Origin of the sequence: Intestinimonas sp. RTP31139st1_F5_RTP31139_211217, from assembly GCF_040226735.1 — a bacterium.
GTDB classification, from domain to species: domain Bacteria; phylum Bacillota; class Clostridia; order Oscillospirales; family Oscillospiraceae; genus Intestinimonas; species Intestinimonas butyriciproducens.
Window position 1 is genome coordinate 50875 of the sequence record NZ_JBCOAQ010000002.1, and the last position, 17495, is coordinate 68369.

Genomic DNA, 17495 nt, shown 5'->3' on the forward strand with positions numbered 1-17495 from the left:
GTTCGGACCCCACTTTTTTACACCATTCCGAGAGAACGAAGAAGGTAGAGCCATCCCGTCAGAGTAAAGGCGCTCAGACAAGTGGTGAGCATGACGGTATTGGCGGTGAGGGCACCCTCATAGCCCAGATTCCGGGCCATAACAAAGCTGCTGGAGGTGGTAGCGGAGCCAAGCATGATAAGCACGGTCACCAGCTTGTCGGTACGGTACCCCAGAAGGACCGCCACGGGAAGAAAGAGGGCCACGAAAGCGATGAGCTTGAAAAAGCAGCAGACCATGGCCGGGGGCAGTTCCTCCCTGGCCCTGGCCGCGTCCACCGATGCGCCCAAACCAATGAGGCCCATAGGGGTAGCGACCCCCGCAAAGTTGGAGAGCGTCTTTTGAAAGATAACGGGCTGCGGGATCCGCAGCAGCGACCAGAGAATCCCGACCAGAATCCCGATCAGGATGGGATTGGAGGCCACATCCCAAAACGTCTTTTTGAGGAGCGCTCTTTCCAGCCGCCCGCGGCCTGGCCGCATCAGCGTGAGCACCAGCACCGCCGCGATGTTGTAAAGGGGCACGGCCCCAATGATCATCAGAGGGGCGGTTCCCGCGGTCCCGTAAATAGTCTCAATAAAGGACACGCCCAGAAGAGCTACGCTGCTGCGATAGGAGGCCTGGACAAACTCCCCCGGATCTCCGCTGAGAACAGCCGGGAGACCAGGAGCACGGACAGGATGCTCACACCGGTGGCGAAGAGGCAGAAGAGGACGAAGGGGCCGTCCCAGACGGCGAAGAAGTCCGCCCCCGCCAGGTCTTTGAAAACCAGCGCCGGCAGCGCCGCCTTGAATACAAAGGCATTCATCTTATCGGCAAAGACTTTGTCCACAAGACCAATGCGCCGGAAGAAAAAGCCGACCGCCATCATGAGGAAGATGGGGACTGTGGCGTTGAGGCAGAAAATCAGATGTTCCAAGGGGAGGCGCCACCTTTCTTGGACTTTGACAGGAGATGAGGATGAGGCCGTGCTGCCGGGATTGGACAGATGGCCGGGGATCGGTCTACAGCTTTACCACAAGTCCCATCCGGCGGGAGAGCTCGGCGGCCTGATAGAGATCCACCACGGCGCCTTTGAGTTCATCGCAATGTTCGGAGAGGACAAGCACGTCAATGGTGCAGGTGGTCAAATCCACATGTTCCAGCGGAGTGTGGAAAAAGTTCACCTGATTCAGATCACACTGCTGAAATTCCACACCGGTAAAAGTACAGCGGCTGAAAAAGGAACCGGTGAGCGCGGAACTGGAAAAGCGTACTTCCCGCAGCCGGCTCTGGTTCCAGTTGGCGGCGGAGAAGCGTCCCTGCTCCAAAAGACCGCGCCGCATCCGGCAGTTCTGAAGCCGGACGCCCAGGGCTTTTGTCTCATGGCAGGCGAACCGCAGCCAATAACTGTTTTCAAAATTTCCACCGGAGAGGTCACAGGTGTGGAAAGTAACGTCGGAAAAAGAAGTTCCAAACCAGTCGCAGTCCGGAAGCCGGCAGTGGTCAAAGACCACATCCTGCAAAACAAGGCCGCTGAGGTCCTCCCTCTCCAGCTGGAGATCCCGGATCAAGAGGCCGGAGAGCTCCTCGTCCTCCTCCCGTGCCCTGCGGGCAAGGGCCGGAAAATCATCAACAGGCTGTGGAAATTTTGTGTGTATAGGTTCAGACTGTGCCATGGCGGCTGCCTCCTTCAAAAGGGCCGCCGGAGGATCCTATCGTCCCACGGCGGCCTTGTCTCATTTTGCGCCGCATCCCGCGGTTTTGCTCAGGATATGCTGTCATAGGCGAAGTGCCTGCGCCAGTAATACTGCAGCATGTGATAGTCGTCCACCAGAGCCTGGCCCTCCGGCGTCAAGGCGGCGGTGAGCCTGCCGCCCTCCACGTAGAGACCGGTGGGGGTGTTGATGACCGGCACCTGGTCCATCACCTGCTGGGTGGCCTGCATAAAGGCGTTCCCATCCCAGCCGCACTGGCGAAAGACCTCGTTCATCAAAAAGTTGGGGCTGATGGTGGGGCCCTGTCCGGTAAAATCCCGGTCCAGCGCCTCTTTGGCGGCATCATTGGCCCAGATGAGGTAACGGGTGGAGTAGTAGTTGTAAAACCCCTCCTCTGTGGAGAAGTCCAGATCCAACCCCATGGCCTCATATACCGCGTTGCCGTCTCCCAGCCAGGGGTTGTGGTCCCCAAAGACCACGATGACCACCGGTTCGCTCTCCCCGCGGAAATAATCGAAGAAGGCTTTCAGATTCTGGTTGGTATTATAGATCGACCCAAAGTAATTGTTCAGGATATTTCGTTCCGCATCGGTGTAATCCCCGCCCAGCACATAATCATAGCCGTCCTCCCACCAGAGTGTGTCGTCGCTGTATGGGCCGTGGCCCTGATAGGTGAGGTCATAGGTGAAAACCGGCTTGCCCAGGGCCTTGTTCGCCTCCCATAGCTGGATGAGCTCCGGGAAGAAGAGATCGTCATACCCCACGTCTCCACCTGTCATCGGCGAAAAATAGTTTTCCACAAACTTGTAGTCCTCAAAGCCCAGGTTCCGGTTGATGTTTTCCCGGTTGTAGAACCAGGCATAGCAGGGATGGGCCCCGGTGACGGTGTACCCCTGGCTCCTGAAATACCAGGGATAGGAGTTGCTGAGACTGCGGAAGGAACCCAGGCGGGAGAACCCGGTGAGAAAACAGCGCTCGGAGTCCACGGTGCCCCCGGCAAAGATATTGGTGATGAGGTTTCCCGTGACACTTTCAGCCTCCAGGGCGTGGTAGTCCTCGTACACCTTGGGATCCAGCTCTGGTACGCCGTATTTGGTAAAGTCGTCGTAGGATTCCAGCATGATGGAGAGGACCGATACCTTTTGCTCTTCCGGAATATCCGCGTCCTCATAGGCGGAGAGGATGGACTGGGCCCGTTTCTCATCATAGCCGTCGGGAGGCGCATCGGAGGCGGACTTCACACTGTAAAGAAAGGGGTAGACGAAGCCCTTGGAGGTATAGACCTGTGTGGCCGACCAGCGGTTGATGAGAGCGTAATTTTCCGTGCGGTTATTGTAGATATCGTCGCTCTGTATGAGTGCAGAGAGGGGAAAGCACAACACCAGGGCCAGGGTAAAGCCCAGATACCGCAACCTGCCGCGGGGCCGCCACCTGGCACAGAAGTGGAGTGCCGCCCAGCCCAGCACCACCAGGAGGAGGGCGGCCGCCATGGTCTTGGTCAGAAAGAGCTGGTATTTCCCCGCCATGTTGCCCGCCTCCTTGAGGAGAAGCAGGTCCTCAAACATCAAAGGATCATTGCGGAACTGAAGCTTGAACCAGCTTGCTATGGTAAGGCCCAGTACGATGACAGCGGTGATGCCGTAGCTGAGGCCGGCCCGGCCCAGAAGAAAGTAGAGCATCAACCCCAGCAGCAGCACTGGCGCCAGATTCAAAAAGGCGATGAGGGGGTGCTGAAAATAACTCAGAATCATGGCCTTGCGGTTGACGACAGCGGCAAACAGAAGTGAGAGCCCGCCGATGCCCAAGAAGCTGCAGAAGACAATCCCTATGTTCCAAAACCAGAACAGGAGCTTTTTCCACACAGGCCAGTGAGAGGGGGGACATGGCTGAAAAAGTGCAATTTTTTTCATAATATTTACCATTTCTTTACATTCGTAGAGAGAAAAAGGACATGGAGCGGCAGCCCTTGCTCTGGGCCGCCGCTCATGTCCGCTCAAAGACGGAGCTTCTGTGCAGGGTGGTCGGGTCAGAACGCCACGCCCCGGGTGATATAATCCTTCAGTTCGCTGATGGGCAGACGGACCTGCTCCATGGAATCACGATCCCGGACCGTCACACAGTGGTCGGCGGGGTTTTTTTCATCACCCACGGTCTGGAAATCCACCGTGATACAGAAGGGCGTGCCGATCTCGTCCTGGCGGCGATAGCGCTTACCGATAGAGCCGGCCTCGTCGTAGTCCACCATAAAGTCCTTGGAGAGCTGTGCATAGATATCCTGGGCGGCGGGCCCAAGCTTTTTGGAGAGAGGCAGCACAGCGCACTTGAAGGGGGCAAGGGCGGGGTGGAAGTGCATGACCACACGGGTGTCGTTCTTTTCGGCGTCCACCACCTCCTCGTCGTAGGCCTCCACCAGGAAAGCCAGCGTGACACGGTCGGCGCCCAGGGAGGGTTCGATGACATAGGGGATATAGTGCTCGTTCTTTTCCTGGTCGAAATAGGTGAGGTCCTTGCCGGAGTGCTCCTGATGCTGCTTGAGGTCATAATCGGTGCGGTCGGCCACGCCCCAGAGCTCACCCCAGCCGAAGGGGAACATAAACTCAAAGTCCGTGGTGGCCTTGGAGTAGAAGGCGAGCTCCTCCGGCTCGTGATCCCGGAGGCGCAGATTCTCATCCTTGATGTGAAGGCTCAGCAGCCAGTCGTGGCAGAAGTTGCGCCAGTACTGGAACCACTCCAGATCGGTGCCGGGCTGGCAGAAGAACTCCAGTTCCATCTGCTCAAATTCCCGGATGCGGAAGATGAAGTTACCGGGTGTGATCTCGTTGCGAAAGCTTTTGCCCACCTGGCACACACCGAAGGGAAGCTTTTTCCGGGTGGTGCGCTGGATAGCGGAGAAGTTCACAAAGATGCCCTGAGCGGTCTCAGGCCGGAGGTAGACCTCGGTGGAAGAGTCCTCGGTGACGCCCTGATGGGTCTTGAACATCAGGTTGAACTTGCGGATATCGGTGAAGTCGGACTTTCCGCAGCCGGGACAGGTCACGTTGTTGTCCCGGATAAAGGATACTAGATCCTCGTTGGTCATGGCCTCCACATTGACGTCCGTCCGGCCCTGCTCCCCGCACCAGGTCTCAATGAGCTTGTCGGCCCGGTGGCGCATTTTGCAGGCCTTGCAGTCGATGAGGGGATCGTTGAAGGTGGTCACATGTCCGGAGGCCACCCAGACTTCCGGGTTCATCAGGATGGCGGCATCCAGGCCCACGTTATAGGGATTTTCCTGCACAAATTTTTTCCACCAGGCCCGCTTTACATTGTTCTTGAGTTCCACGCCTAGGGGACCGTAGTCCCAAGAGTTGGCAAGGCCGCCGTAGATCTCGCTTCCGGGATAGACGAAGCCCCGGCCTTTGCAGAGAGCGACGATCTTTTCCATGGTCTTCTCTGTGTTTTTCATCATAAGACACTCCTCATTTCACCTTAGATAGTATGGACGAAAACCAAAAAACGCCCTGAGCCATGAAGGCTCAGGGCGAACTTCTGTCCGTGGTGCCACCTGAATTCGGGGCCTGGAGAGGCTCCGCGCTCTTGCCCCGGTAACGGCGGGGTCCGGCAGGGCATTTCCGCCCCGCGGCTCATGGGCGCCTTGGGCGCGTCCCAGGGGGCCTCACACCTTCCGGCCCCTCTCTTCTGCTGGAGATCGCGCCTACTCTTCCCGGTCATTGCCAATGTTCTGGGGTATTTTATCATCTTTTTTTCACTCCGTCAAGGCCGTTACACTTTCTTTCCGCTTTGTCATCCAAATGTAACAACTGGAGGCGGGGCCAGTGCTATACTGAAAAAAACAGAAACGGGAGGTATCCAGATGAAACGACGGCTGATGGCCATGGGGCTGCTCCTTACGTGGGCCCTTGCCTGGGGCTCCTCCGCCCTGGCGGCGGAGGAGACGGAGGTGGAGGTCACTCTGAACGGATTTGAGATAGAGTTGGAGCACCCCATTTTGGCGTGGAAGGGGAGCACGATGGTCCCGGTGGAAGAATTTTGCCGGAGCCTGGGGGGAGATGTCCAGACCGCCTCCTGGGACAGCTCTCCCCTGCCCGGCGGCATCCTGTACCGTTGGGCCGAGGACGGCTCCGGTGTGCTCACGGTGGAATGGTATGACCGGACAGTGATCCTCACGCCAGGAAAAGAGGGTGCCGCGTTCCGGGACGGAGTGCTCTATGCCCCTCTGCGCCCCCTGGCGGAGGCGCTGGGGCTCACGGTGGAGTGGACTGGCGTGGTGGAGCTCTCCTATCCCAAGCGACAGGTATATGCCGAGAGTTTGGAGGAGCTGTTCAACGCAGTGGCTCCCGATACCGAGATCGCGCTGGCACAGGGGGAGTACTCCTTCGCGGACATGGATGTGGAGGCGATCCACAATCCTTATGTCCTGGTGGATTACGACGTATTTGATACCGCCACAGGGGAATACAATACCGGGGCGGTCTATCAGGTGGTCATCCAAAATGTCCGGGACCTGACGATCACCACCGGGAATTACCCGACGCCGACCCGGATCTCTACCCCGTGGGCCTACGCAGATGTGTGGCGGTTTGAAAACTGCCGTCGGATAGAGCTGGTGTCGGGAATCGCCGTCCACGACGTGGAGCCGGGCTTTTGTGCGGGCAACTGTGTGGAGCTGGAGAACTGCCGGGATATCAACCTCCTCGAACTCACGCTGGATGGGAGCGGGGCCTATGGTCTGTGCGCCATTAACTGCCGGAATGTGGGCCTGTACAGCAGCGTCATCCAGAACTGCACTTATGGAGCGGTCAGTCTGTGGGATTCCAAGGACATAGAGCTTTTGAACTGCCGCATCCGCGACTGTACCGGGTGTTTCCACCTGCTGGAGGTCTGTAATACCTCCGATGTCCGTCTGTGGGAGTGCTACGCTATTGAGGGAAACTCCGCCGGTACTCTGGTAGAGAGTACTTACGGGAGTCAAAACGTGGTGTTTGACCGCTGCCATTTCGGAGAAAACGACTTTGGAGGGATAAACGGCTATGGCTGGCAGAGCTCCGGCGGCGCAGTGTTTGTGGACTGCACCGGGCTCAGCTGAGGAAGAGCTCCACGTCCTCCACAGTAAGGCCGCTTTGCAGAGCTAGATTGATCCCGAATCCGATGACCTTGGCCATGTCGGAGACCCTCTGATCGATATCCCGGGGCGTTACCATAAGGCTGCCGCCCTCCCCCGCCAGCGCGGCGGGGTCCAGCTCTCCCTTTCCGGCCTCCTCCAGAATATCGGCGGCCAGGGTGGCCCCGTCCACCACGGTGGGGACGCCGATGGCGATGACCGGAACGCCCAGGGTCTCCCGGTTCAGCGCCGCCCTGTGATTGCCCACGCCGGAGCCGGGGACGATACCCGTGTCGGCAAGCTGTACGGCGGTGCAGACCCGCTTGAGGCTGCGGGAGGCAAGGGCGTCCACCGCGATCACACAGGCGGGATGGATCCGTTCCGTCACCGCCCTTACCAGTTCACCGCTCTCCACGCCGGTGGTGCCCAGCACCCCGGCCGCCAGGGCGGCCACAGGGCGGAAAGCCCCGAAGTGCTCCGGCACCTGTTCCACCAAGTGGCGGGTGACCATCGTGTGGTCCGCCGCGCCTGGCCCCACCGCGTCGGGTGTGATGGCCCGGTTGCCCAGACCCACCACCAGAGCTGGAGCACCCTGGGGCAGCTTCAAAAGGCCGGAGAGCTCCCCGGCCAGCGCCTTGGCCGCGCGGGGAAAGGCGTCCTCCTCCCGCCTGGCCAGAGCGGAAAGATCCAGCGTAATATAGGTCCCCTGCGGTTTTCCCAAGGCTTGGACGCCGGCTTCATTGAGGATCTCCACCCGGGTCACCGGATAGCCCTCCCGCTCTTCCTCCCTCGCCCGCACGCCCTCCAGCTCCGTCTCGGCCTCCGCCGACTCGCTCCACAGCTCTCTGGCCTCCAAAGCCAGGTCCGTCCGCCGTTTCAGCATGGCAGCCCATCCCCCTTCAACGCAAGATATAGTAGTATCCTGCAAATTTACTTCTATTTTTAGCGTATGGGAGACAGATATTCAAAAATCGCAGAAAAAGTGAAAAAATAGGTTGCAATTTTCGGCTCGGGCTGGTAAAATAGATACCTGCACGGGCAGGACCCGTGAAATTTGAGATACCATCGGAGGAGGTGTTTGGTTTGCCGAATATCAAGTCTGCCAAGAAGCGCGTACTGGTCAACGAGACCAAGGCGGCCCGGAACAAGGCGGCCAAGTCTGCGCTGAAGACCCAGATCAAGAAGTTTGACGCCGTGGTGGCCGAAGGCAACCGCAGCGAGGCCGATAGCGTCTATAAGACCACGGTCAAGGCCATCGACAAGGCTGCTGCTAAGGGCCTGCTGCACAAGAACAACGCGGCCAACAAGAAGAGCGCCATGACCATCAAGCTGAACAAGCTGGCCTGAGTGGAACTTCTGCAAAACAAACCGCCTGCGAAAGCAGGCGGTTTTTGTGTCCCGAGACAGAAAGAAAAAGCCGCCCGAATGTAAATTCCGGGCGGCTTTTGTTTCCATCAGGTCTCGCGTTCCGTTCTGGTTAGGCACTCCAGTAGTCTGACCATCAGGGGAAGGTAGGTCCCCACAAAGAGGAAGGAGCCCAAGAGGGCTGCGGGCTTTTTCCATCGAAAGGGAACGCTTAGCCCCAAAAGGGTCCCCATGGCCAGGAGACAGACCTTCAGGGCGGCCATGTCCTCCAGATCCATATCCTTGAGCATGAGCCGCCCTGCGGCACACCAGTTTTTCAACATCAGGGGCACTCCTTTCCACGCTCCAGTTCCAATAGGGAACGTTTTAATTCCAGGCCGCCGGCATAGCCGGTCAGGGTCCCGTCCGCACCCACCACCCGGTGACAGGGAATAAAAATGGGGATGGGATTGCGGTGGTTGGCCTGTCCCACGGCCCGGACCGCCTTTGGGTTTCCCACAGCCGCTGCGATCTGCCCATAGGTCCGGGTCTCACCAAAGGGGATTGCCTCCAAGGCACGCCAGACTTGCCGCTGAAAGGGCGTGCCTCCATCCGGGGCCAGGGGGAAGGAAAAGGCTGTGCGGCGGCCCGCCAAATACTCCAGTAGCTGCCGCCGCGCCTCTGAGAGCACGGGCGTTTCGTGCTCCGCGATGCGGGGCGTCGGATCACCGGGCAGATACAGCCGGATGATATGGCCGGCTTCTCCACCGAGAAAAAAGGTCCCCAAGCGGCTGGGGACGGAGAGCAGCTCCACAGGAAACGACCTCCTTTCCACAGGGCAAAATAAGACGTCTCACAAAAAGTAACGTTTCCGGGCGAAGTGGACGATTTCCACTTCGATTCCCTCGGTGTCATAAAAAAAGAAAGCGTAGTAATCCGGGGTATATTCTGGGTAACACCTGGGTGGGGTCCGGATCCGCACGCCGGGAATGGCGCGGACCTGTGCAAAGAGACGGTCCACCTCCTCCCTGCTGTCGGCGGCAAAGGCCAGATGGTGCAGGGCTCCTGGTTTCCGGCGGCAGACGCCCTCTCCCGCCAGCTCAGGACGGGGACTGACGAGACCCAGGCTGAAATCAGCGGTGGCGTAATCGATCTCCGTGTGATCGAAATCCGGAAAATCTCCCCGGCCCTTATGCCTCAGATCAAAACCCAGCAGGGGCAGCAGTGCGTCGTAAAACCGCTCCGCCCGGGACAGATCGGAGACCGTGAGCTCCACATGGTCGATGTGGGGACGCATATCAGTCGTACCGCCGGATTACGGCCACCACCTTGCCCAAAAGCTGGGCCCCATCGCCGTCAATGGGCTGGTACTCCGGATTCTCCGGCATGAGCCAGACATGTCCGTCCTTCCGGCGCAGGGTCTTGACCGTAGCCTCATCCTCAAAAAGGGCCACCACGATCTCACCGTTTCGGAAGTGCTCCTGCTGGTGGACGACGACGTAGTCTCCGGGCAAAATGCCCGCGTACAGCATGGACTCACCGCGGACCCGCAGGGCGAAATGCTCTCCGGTCAGGCCGCCGGTGTCAAAGGCGAGATAGTCCTCGATGCACTGTTCGGCCAGAATGGGCGACCCGGCGGCCACATTCCCCACCACTGGTACCCGGTCGGCGGGGGGATCGGCCTCCGACGGCGGAAAACCGCCCGCCACCGTGATGGCCCGGGTTTTTCCCTCCGCCTTGGTGATGAGGCCCGCCGCCTCCAGCCCCTTCAGATGGAAGTGGACGGTGGAGGGGGATTTGAGCCCCACATGTTCGCCGATCTCCCGGACAGAGGGGGGATAGCCGTGATCCCGCTGAAAGGAGATGATATAGTCGTAGATTTGCCGCTGCTTTTCCGTCAGCGCCTTCATGGCGGCCCCTCCCTTGTATGGATTACTTGTATCATACCACACAACACACAAAAAGTCAAACAAGCGTTCTAAGAAATTTGGGGGATGCTGTTTACAGAAACTTCATTGACATTGCAGAGCACTCGTATTACAATATGTAAACATGCTAATCATAAGTAGGCTAACTATTTAAAAAAGAAGGAGGGTCTTTTCTATGGAGATGCGGGAAAACATGCCCGGCATTCTCTTTCAATCTGTAGAACGGGCCAGGAAGCAGGCCATTCAAACGGAATTGTCACGCAGGGGGTTGGGGACACTAGGACAGCCCATGATTCTGTTCCTGCTCAAGGACAAGGGGCGGGAGGGCCGGATTGCAGCCCAGAAAGAGCTCTCCGACGCCATGCATGTCTCCCCCGCCACGGTGGCCGTCTCCCTCAAGTCCCTGGAGCGGGAGGGCTATGTGGAAAAGCTGGCCGACGAGACCGACCAGCGCCGGAAGGCGGTGCGGCTCACCCCCAAGGGAGAGGCCGCCATCCAGAGGTGCGTCCAGGTCTTTGAGGCGGTGGACCAGAGCATGTTCGAGGGCTTTCGCCCCGAGGAGACGCGGCAGGCCTGCGGCTATCTCATGCGGATGCTCCACAATCTGCGGGGGGATCTTCCACCGGAAAGGATGAACTGTCAATGCTGAAAAAATTTCTTCCCTATCTGGGAGAATACAAAAAGTACGCCGTGCTCACACCCCTTCTCATGGTGCTGGAGGTACTCTGTGAGCTGGCGCTGCCCCGGTTTATGGCCAACATCGTGGATGTGGGAATTCCGGGCAACGACCTCTCCTACATTTTAAAAATGGGCGGCATCATGCTGGTGCTGGCCGTGGGCAGTATGCTCTGCGGCATGTTCGGCGCCAAGCTGGCCGCCGTGGCGGGCCAGGGCTTTGGCGCCAATCTGCGCCGGGGCATTTATAACAAGGTACAGGAGTTTTCCTTCGCGGACATCGACCACTTCTCCTCCGCCTCCCTCATCACCCGGATCACCAACGATGTCAATGCCATCCAGATGATGGTCACCATGGCGCTGCGGATGCTGGTCCGAGCCCCCGTGATGCTGGTGGCCGCCCTGGCCGTGTCCATCAGCATCAACGCCCGGCTGGCCATGGTCATGCTGGTGGCCATCCCCTTGCTGGTGATCGCTATCGGCGTGCTCATGAGTATGTGCAACCACCTTTTCCAGGTCCTTCAGACCCGCATCGACGCCCTGAACGGCACCGTGCAGGAGAATCTGGTGGGGATCCGGGTGGTGAAGGCCTTTGTCCGGGCGGGCTACGAGAAGACCAAATTTAAAAAATCCAACGACGACCTGACCAAGGCCGCCATCAATGTGGATATGCGAGTCATCGCCATGATGCCCATCATGATGATCGCCCTCAACGGCGCCACCGCCGCCGTGCTCTACCTGGGCGGCTCCACTGTGATGTCCGGCGGCATGCTCATCGGCGACCTCTCCTCCTTTATCACCTATATCTTCCAGATTCTGATGAGCGTCATGATGCTGGGAATGAGTCTGCTGCAGCTCTCCCGCGCCATTGCCTGCGCCCGCCGGATCGACGAGGTGCTGGAGACCGAGCCCTCCATTGAGGACGGCTCCTGCGGCGCCGACACGCTGCCTGCGCCCAAGGGCCAGGTGGAATTCCGCCATGTGGACTTCAAGTACCAGGCCGGGGGCACCGGGGAGAATGTTCTCACCGACATCGACTTCACCGTCCGCCCCGGCGAGTTCCTGGCTGTGGTGGGCGGTACCGGTACCGGAAAGTCCTCTCTGGTGAACCTGATCCCCCGGTTTTACGACGTCACCGACGGCGCTGTCCTGGTGGACGGGGTGGACGTGCGGGACTATCCCCTGGATGAGCTCCGCGCCCGCATCGGCATGGTGCTTCAGAACAACGTCCTCTTCACGGGCACCATCCGCGAGAATCTGCTGTGGGGCCGCCCGGACGCCACTGAGGAGGAGATGATCCAGGCCGCCAAGAATGCCCAGGCCTACGATTTCGTCATGGCGCTGCCCGACGGCTTCGGCACCCAGATGAGCCAGGGCGGCACCAATGTCTCCGGCGGCCAAAAGCAGCGGCTGTGTATTGCACGGGCCATGCTCCGGCACCCGGCCATCCTTATCCTGGACGACTCCACCTCTGCCGTGGATACCGCCACGGACGCCAAGATCCGGCAGTCCTTCAAGGAAAATCTGGCCGGCACCACGGTTATTATCATCGCCCAGCGCATCAGCTCGGTCCAGTCTGCGGACCGCATCCTGGTGTTGGACGACGGCCATATCAGCGACATCGGGACCCATGACGAGCTCATGGCCCGCAGCGAAATCTATCAGGAGATCTACCAGTCTCAGCAGGAAGGAGTGCAGGAATAATGGCGCAGCAGCGTGGTCCCGGTGGCCCTGGCCAGAGCCGGGGCGGCTTCCAGAAGCCGAAAAATCTGAGAAAGACCGTCTCCCGCCTGATGAGCTATCTGACCCGGCGGAAGTGGCCGCTCCTCATCGTCCTTTTGTGTCTGCTGGGCTCAGTGGTCACCAACATTGCGGGTTCCAGCTTCATCAACCTGGTCATCATCAACAACATTGCCGCGGGCCGCTATACCGGCGTGTCCGGTTTAGCGGCCGATGTGGGCAAGCTCATCTCCATCTATGCCGTGGGCTGGGTGGCCACTTACGGGCAGTCGGCCATCATGGTCCAACTGGCCCAGAGGGGAACCAACCGCCTGCGGAAGGATCTATTCGACCATTTGCAGACCCTGCCCCTATCCTACTTTGACCGCCATCCCCATGGAGAGCTCATGAGCCGCTTCACCAACGACGCGGACAATGTGCAGCTCGCCCTGGAACAGAGCGTGGTCTCCCTCCTCTCCAGCGTACTCATGTTTGTGGGCATCGTGGTGGTGATGCTGGTGGTGAGCCCACTGCTTTTCCTGGTGTCCGTGGTCACTCTGGGGAGCACCTTCGTGGTGTTCAAGGTCTTCGGCGGCCGCAGCCGGAGGTATTATCAGAAGCAGCAGGCCGACCTGGGCGCCGTCAACGGAAATATCCAGGAGACCATTGAAGGGCTGAAGGTGGTCAAGGCCTTCACCCACGAGGAGCAGGCCAAGACGCTCTTTGCACGGCTCAATGAGAATTACCGCGCCTCCGCCACCGCGGCCAACTTTTACTCCACCGCCATCATGCCCATCGCCATGAACATCATGAACATCGGCTATGCCCTGACCGCCGCCTTCGGCGGGGTGCTGTCCATCGCCATGGGTCTGCCGCTGGGCTCCTTCACCCTCTACCTCAATTATTGCCGGCAGGTGGGCCAGCCCATGAATCAGATCTCTCAGCAGCTCACCACCATTCTCTCCGCCCTGGCGGGCGCCGAGCGGATCTTCGAGTGTATGGACGAGGCCCCGGAGACCGACGAGGGCTTTGTGACCCTGGTCCCCGTGGTCCGGGACAGCGAGGGCCGGATGACGCCCGCGCCCCAGGGCGCCCATGTCCATGACTGGGCCTGGAAGGTGCCGGAGAATCCCCGCTTTGTTCTGGTCTGCGCAAGCAAGGATGCGCATGACGAACTGGTGGAGTGTGGGGAGGACGTGCCCGGCCACCTGTGGGCGTGGAAATACGTCAATAAGGACGATCCTGCCTTCGGGCTCCACCGCATCCGCGGCGATGTACAGCGGGAGGAGGGCTATGTGCTGGCCCAGCTCACCGGGGCGGTGCGCTTCCAGCATGTGGACTTCTCCTATGTGCCGGGCAAGCAGATCCTCCACGACGTGACCGTCTTTGCAAACCCCGGGCAGAAGATCGCCTTTGTGGGCTCCACCGGCGCGGGCAAGACCACCATCACCAATCTGGTCAACCGCTTTTACGAGATCCAGGACGGCGTCATCACCTATGGCGGTATCGACGTCAAGGCCATCCAAAAGGATGACCTGCGCCGCTCCTTGGGCGTGGTGCTCCAGGATACCCACCTCTTTACCGGCACTGTGATGGAAAATATCCGGTACGGGCGGCTGGAGGCCACCGACGAGGAGTGCGTGGAGGCCGCCCGCATCGCGGGAGCGGATTCCTTTATCCGCCGCCTGCCCCAGGGCTATGATACCATGGTCACCGGCGACGGCGCCAACCTTTCCCAGGGCCAGCGGCAGCTCCTGGGCATCTCCCGTGCCGCCGTGGCCGACCCTCCGGTGATGATCTTGGACGAGGCCACCTCCTCCATCGATACCCGCACCGAGCGCATCATCCAAAACGGCATGGACGCCCTGATGGAGGGGCGTACCGTGTTTGTCATCGCCCACCGGCTCTCCACTGTTCGGAACTCCAACGCGATTATGGTGTTGGAGGGCGGCCGCATCATAGAGCGGGGCGACCATGAGGAACTGATCGGCCAAAAGGGCCGGTACTACCAGCTCTACACCGGTGGGGCCGAATTGGAATAAAAAAGCCATTTTGTCTGCTGAAGGGGAGGTCCCGGTTATTGTAAACGGGTCCTCCCCCTTTTTTAGGGGGTGGATTGTTTTTTTCCACATTGACCGGTATAATGGTGGAAAACCAAGTCGATCCGGAGGGGAAACATGAGAAAAAAGAGACTGGTATCCGCTGTTCTGCTGGTGCTTCTGCTGGCGGGATGTGGACAAACCGGCGGGAAGCTGCTGCCGTCAGGCACGGGCCGAACGGATACGGCGGCGGCACAGGCGGAGCTGGACGTCCAGTTGGGCCTGCTGAAGGATGAGATCACCGCTGAGGAGCGCCGGGAGGCCCTGGATCTTTGGAGCAAGATACGGGCCATCCAGACAGAGCGCAAGGCAAAGGGAAACTACGAGCGCAGCGACTATGAATGGCGGCTCCTGCGGCGGCTTTCCGGGCTCTATGACGCCTATACCATCCGATATCTGGGCGGTGATGAGGAGGGGTTCGGCTACCGGAGCCCGCGGGAACGGACCTTGGCGGTCTACCAAATCGGGGCCGGCGGCGCGCTGACGCCGGACCCGGCAAATGACCTGTCGGGCGGGGCCTGGAGCGAAACAGAGCTCCTGGGCCTGTGGGAGGAGATGTGTACGCTGCTGCCGGAGGGCGCCTTTGAGGGCTTTGACCAGTTCACCGTCTTTACCGACGGACCGGAGGAGACAGTGGCCTATGTCTGGGCGCTGGATGATGCTGGAGCGCGCTGGGAGATCGCTGTGGACCCTGCGGACGCGGAGGATCGGGAGTACTTTGTGGAGACGGTCCTCCACGAATATTTCCACTACCTATCTCTCAACGATACCCAGGTGATCTATACGTCGGAACAGACGCTGGATACCTACAATGAACCGGGTATGGTAACTCTGGCGGACTCCTATTTGAACGACTTCTACCAGGAATTTTGGACCGGCTATCTGGACGACTGTCTGGCCTGTGACGACACCTATAACTTTTTCCTCCGCCACTGTGACGATTTCATTACGCCCTATGCCTCCACAGATCCCTCGGAGGATATCTGTGAGAGTTTTGCTTTTTTTGTCCTTCGCCCCAGAGATTTTCGGGCAGACGAGGACGTATGGTCCCGAAAGCTGGACTTTTTCTACCAATATCCCCAGCTCGTGGCCTTCCGTGAGGAGGTCCGGGGCAATTTGGGGCTGGCGTGGGGGGAGTATTTTGAGTCCCGGCAGGAAGCGGATGCGGCCTGAAGATAAGGACGCGCGGCGGAGCAGGGTTTTTCGGCCCTGCTCCGCCGCGCGTTTGTCTGTCGAGGCCGGAAGCGCTCAATAGCGGTTCACCCAATTGGAGATGAGGAGCGTGGGGACCAGCCATGCGGCGAGAAAGACCACCATCTGTGCCGGGGAGATGGACTGCCAGGCGGAGACGAAGGTGAGATAAAAGGCCAGAAGCAACCCGATAACAGAGCCCAGCACAGACAGCGCCGATGAGATGCGCACGGCGATCTTCAGCCGCTTGGCCCCCACCACGGCTTCGGAAAAGGGGCCCAGCCCCTCCCGGCACAGCACCGCCGTGATGCGGGGACTGTGCGGCGCGTCCGGATCGGAGAGCTCGGTGCGGCGCTCCACAGAGGGGAAGTCCATTTTTTCCACAGGGAGCTTGAACTTCTGCCGCAGCATGGCGGGGATGAGGTTAAAATCCCTGGTGCACAGCACCGGGGAGACATGGGCCCCTACCAGGGCTGAAATGGCCGGTGAGATGGTGCCGTGGAGGACATAGTTGAGGGCAAAGATACCGGCCAGTTCCCCGTCGATGGCGCAGAAGACGGCGTTTCTGACGTTGAGCCCCTGGGGTAGGGACACCTCCATCAGTGCCATAAAGGAGGCGGAGCCCACCAGAATGTGCTCGCCGCGGATATCGGCGGACAGCCCGCCACCCTCGTGGCGTTGGAAGCCGCTGCACCGGCGGTAGACCGCACCCTGTGCCCGGAGCAGGTCGTGAAAGATCTTGTCCAGGCCCGAGCCGCTCTCCCGGATGAGGGTGGCACAGACGGCCACCACCTTTTCCACGGAAAAGTCTCCAAAGACCTTAATGCCGTTGAGGGATACCATGCCGGGGGGAAAGAGGTCGGTGTCGGTGAGCAGGATGGCCCTGCCCGATCTAACCGCTCCGGACCAGCCCGCCAGGGCGGCTCCGCTGGAGGAGAGCCGCCGGGCCAGGGTCCGGTAGGGACGGGCAAAAATGAGCAGCCCGGAGAAGGATGCGGAGGCCGTCAGCGTGGCGGAGAGGCACCAGAGCAGGTGATCCCCTCTCCCTTCCCCCACCGAGGCAATGAGGGAGCAGAGAAAGCTGCCCAGCAGAAGCAGGGGGACGGAGATACGGAAGACCCGCTGCGCGCCGTCCTCCTCCTGGATCTGGCTTCCATAGCCGTGAATGGGGCCGGACCACTTGGCATAGGTGTCCCTTCCGTTCCAGCTCCTGGGGTCCAGCGTCACCAGATAGGGGGTGGAGGCGGATGCCGCCGTCCGACAGGAGAGCCGCAGGCCCTGGCGCTTGGCATAGGTCCCCCACATGCAGCAGAAGAGGGCCAGCGCCGCGGCGGCGCTGTAAGGCAGGGTATCCCGCTCCGGCATCCGCTCCAACTGTGTGAGGGCGTCCGCCAGCGTAAAGACACAGGCGAAGGCGGCGGCGGTGTCCGCCCCGGGCCGAAACAGAAAGAGCTGCACCAGGCCGCGGGCCAGGACGTCGATCCCCAGCACCATGGACACGGCCAGCAGCCCGGCCGAGCACCAGACCTGGAGGGGGAAGGAGCCCTGGAGCGCCCCCGGCAGGGGCAGGAGGAAGAAGGGCGCCAGCGCCATCCAGAGGAGCGGCCGGGTTAGCAGAAAGACCAGCGCCGTGCGGAGCCGCAGCAGGCCCAGGCCCTTGCCGTACCGCCCGGCCAACTGGCCGGGCGGCAGATCCGGCGGC

Annotated in this window: 17 protein-coding genes and 1 other annotated feature; of the genes, 6 read left to right on the forward strand and 11 right to left on the reverse strand. The window is 60.1% G+C overall.

Annotated features, from left to right (window positions below):
- Positions 1-17 precede the first annotated feature (17 nt).
- From ABUA09_RS02475 to ABUA09_RS02495, 5 genes are all read right to left on the reverse strand, one after another.
- Positions 18-626 (reverse strand): AEC family transporter, encoded by a 609-nt coding sequence (locus tag ABUA09_RS02475; protein WP_347568496.1) that lies wholly within the window; start codon positions 624-626, stop codon positions 18-20.
- Between the two features lie 11 nt (positions 627-637).
- Positions 638-958 carry an AEC family transporter gene (locus ABUA09_RS02480; RefSeq protein ID WP_347568495.1) on the reverse strand — a complete coding sequence of 107 codons (321 nt, stop codon included), beginning with the start codon at positions 956-958 and terminating at the stop codon, positions 638-640.
- Positions 959-1043: 85 nt separating this feature from the next.
- Positions 1044-1697, reverse strand: coding sequence for a pentapeptide repeat-containing protein (locus ABUA09_RS02485; RefSeq protein ID WP_279204593.1), 654 nt, complete (start codon positions 1695-1697; stop codon positions 1044-1046).
- 89 nt (positions 1698-1786) lie between these two features.
- Positions 1787-3646 (reverse strand): LTA synthase family protein, encoded by a 1860-nt coding sequence (locus ABUA09_RS02490; protein ID WP_349949064.1) that lies wholly within the window; start codon positions 3644-3646, stop codon positions 1787-1789.
- Positions 3647-3762: 116 nt separating this feature from the next.
- A complete protein-coding gene (locus tag ABUA09_RS02495) occupies positions 3763-5181 on the reverse strand; it encodes a glycine--tRNA ligase (RefSeq protein WP_195614676.1) in 1419 nt (472 codons plus the stop codon).
- A gap of 68 nt (positions 5182-5249) precedes the next feature.
- Positions 5250-5456 (reverse strand) — a binding site (T-box leader).
- A gap of 133 nt (positions 5457-5589) precedes the next feature.
- Between ABUA09_RS02495 and ABUA09_RS02500 the strand changes: the two genes are divergently transcribed.
- On the forward strand, positions 5590-6822 hold the full coding sequence (locus tag ABUA09_RS02500; protein WP_195614632.1) for a right-handed parallel beta-helix repeat-containing protein: 1233 nt from the start codon (positions 5590-5592) through the stop codon (positions 6820-6822).
- Here the strand turns inward: ABUA09_RS02500 and gpr are convergent.
- On the reverse strand, positions 6815-7720 hold the full coding sequence (gene gpr, locus ABUA09_RS02505) for a GPR endopeptidase (RefSeq protein WP_349949065.1): 906 nt from the start codon (positions 7718-7720) through the stop codon (positions 6815-6817). The genes ABUA09_RS02500 and gpr overlap by 8 nt on opposite strands.
- A gap of 200 nt (positions 7721-7920) precedes the next feature.
- Here gpr and rpsT point away from each other — a divergent pair, with 200 nt between their 5' ends.
- Positions 7921-8184, forward strand: coding sequence for a 30S ribosomal protein S20 (gene rpsT / locus ABUA09_RS02510; RefSeq protein WP_033117636.1), 264 nt, complete (start codon positions 7921-7923; stop codon positions 8182-8184).
- Positions 8185-8291: 107 nt separating this feature from the next.
- Here rpsT and ABUA09_RS02515 read toward each other — a convergent pair whose 3' ends face one another.
- The 4 genes from ABUA09_RS02515 to lexA are packed head-to-tail and all read right to left on the reverse strand — an operon-like array spanning position 8292 to position 10091.
- The gene (locus ABUA09_RS02515) at positions 8292-8525 is read right to left on the reverse strand and encodes a hypothetical protein (protein ID WP_052082652.1); all 234 of its coding nucleotides are present in this window, start codon (positions 8523-8525) and stop codon (positions 8292-8294) included.
- Positions 8525-8995 (reverse strand): methylated-DNA--[protein]-cysteine S-methyltransferase, encoded by a 471-nt coding sequence (locus tag ABUA09_RS02520; RefSeq protein ID WP_195614634.1) that lies wholly within the window; start codon positions 8993-8995, stop codon positions 8525-8527. Before ABUA09_RS02520 ends, ABUA09_RS02515 begins: the two co-directional genes overlap by 1 nt.
- A gap of 39 nt (positions 8996-9034) precedes the next feature.
- Positions 9035-9478, reverse strand: coding sequence for a VOC family protein (locus tag ABUA09_RS02525; protein WP_208319366.1), 444 nt, complete (start codon positions 9476-9478; stop codon positions 9035-9037).
- Position 9479: 1 nt separating this feature from the next.
- Positions 9480-10091, reverse strand: coding sequence for a transcriptional repressor LexA (lexA, locus tag ABUA09_RS02530; RefSeq protein ID WP_033117638.1), 612 nt, complete (start codon positions 10089-10091; stop codon positions 9480-9482).
- Positions 10092-10284: 193 nt separating this feature from the next.
- Between lexA and ABUA09_RS02535 the strand changes: the two genes are divergently transcribed.
- The 4 genes from ABUA09_RS02535 to ABUA09_RS02550 all read left to right on the forward strand — a co-directional run bounded on the left by ABUA09_RS02535 (position 10285) and on the right by ABUA09_RS02550 (position 15775).
- A complete protein-coding gene (locus tag ABUA09_RS02535) occupies positions 10285-10758 on the forward strand; it encodes a MarR family winged helix-turn-helix transcriptional regulator (RefSeq protein WP_052082653.1) in 474 nt (157 codons plus the stop codon).
- Positions 10752-12488 carry an ABC transporter ATP-binding protein gene (locus tag ABUA09_RS02540; protein ID WP_279204588.1) on the forward strand — a complete coding sequence of 579 codons (1737 nt, stop codon included), beginning with the start codon at positions 10752-10754 and terminating at the stop codon, positions 12486-12488. The genes ABUA09_RS02535 and ABUA09_RS02540 overlap by 7 nt, the downstream gene beginning before the upstream one ends.
- Complete coding sequence (locus tag ABUA09_RS02545) at positions 12488-14545, forward strand: ABC transporter ATP-binding protein (protein ID WP_195417159.1); 2058 nt, start codon at positions 12488-12490, stop codon at positions 14543-14545. The genes ABUA09_RS02540 and ABUA09_RS02545 overlap by 1 nt, the downstream gene beginning before the upstream one ends.
- Positions 14546-14680: 135 nt before the next feature.
- Positions 14681-15775, forward strand: a complete 1095-nt coding sequence (locus ABUA09_RS02550; protein ID WP_195973623.1) for a hypothetical protein — start codon at positions 14681-14683, stop codon at positions 15773-15775.
- 75 nt (positions 15776-15850) lie between these two features.
- On the opposite strand, the gene ABUA09_RS02555 is transcribed toward ABUA09_RS02550, so the two are convergent.
- Positions 15851-17470: an HAD family hydrolase gene (locus tag ABUA09_RS02555; protein WP_349949066.1), complete on the reverse strand. Its 1620-nt coding sequence runs from the start codon at positions 17468-17470 to the stop codon at positions 15851-15853.
- Positions 17471-17495 lie beyond the last annotated feature (25 nt).

What these genes read in the sequence shown, in the direction of transcription:
- lexA (WP_033117638.1), bottom strand. Translation starts at nt 10,091, where the DNA reads ATGAAGGCGCTGACGGAAAAGCAGCGGCAAATCTACGACTATATCATC.
- gpr (WP_349949065.1), bottom strand. Translation starts at nt 7,720, where the DNA reads ATGCTGAAACGGCGGACGGACCTGGCTTTGGAGGCCAGAGAGCTGTGG.
- ABUA09_RS02535 (WP_052082653.1), top strand. Translation starts at nt 10,285, where the DNA reads ATGGAGATGCGGGAAAACATGCCCGGCATTCTCTTTCAATCTGTAGAA.
- ABUA09_RS02500 (WP_195614632.1), top strand. Translation starts at nt 5,590, where the DNA reads ATGAAACGACGGCTGATGGCCATGGGGCTGCTCCTTACGTGGGCCCTT.
- ABUA09_RS02540 (WP_279204588.1), top strand. Translation starts at nt 10,752, where the DNA reads ATGCTGAAAAAATTTCTTCCCTATCTGGGAGAATACAAAAAGTACGCC.
- ABUA09_RS02490 (WP_349949064.1), bottom strand. Translation starts at nt 3,646, where the DNA reads ATGAAAAAAATTGCACTTTTTCAGCCATGTCCCCCCTCTCACTGGCCT.
- ABUA09_RS02485 (WP_279204593.1), bottom strand. Translation starts at nt 1,697, where the DNA reads ATGGCACAGTCTGAACCTATACACACAAAATTTCCACAGCCTGTTGAT.
- ABUA09_RS02515 (WP_052082652.1), bottom strand. Translation starts at nt 8,525, where the DNA reads ATGTTGAAAAACTGGTGTGCCGCAGGGCGGCTCATGCTCAAGGATATG.
- ABUA09_RS02525 (WP_208319366.1), bottom strand. Translation starts at nt 9,478, where the DNA reads ATGCGTCCCCACATCGACCATGTGGAGCTCACGGTCTCCGATCTGTCC.
- ABUA09_RS02550 (WP_195973623.1), top strand. Translation starts at nt 14,681, where the DNA reads ATGAGAAAAAAGAGACTGGTATCCGCTGTTCTGCTGGTGCTTCTGCTG.
- ABUA09_RS02545 (WP_195417159.1), top strand. Translation starts at nt 12,488, where the DNA reads ATGGCGCAGCAGCGTGGTCCCGGTGGCCCTGGCCAGAGCCGGGGCGGC.
- ABUA09_RS02495 (WP_195614676.1), bottom strand. Translation starts at nt 5,181, where the DNA reads ATGAAAAACACAGAGAAGACCATGGAAAAGATCGTCGCTCTCTGCAAA.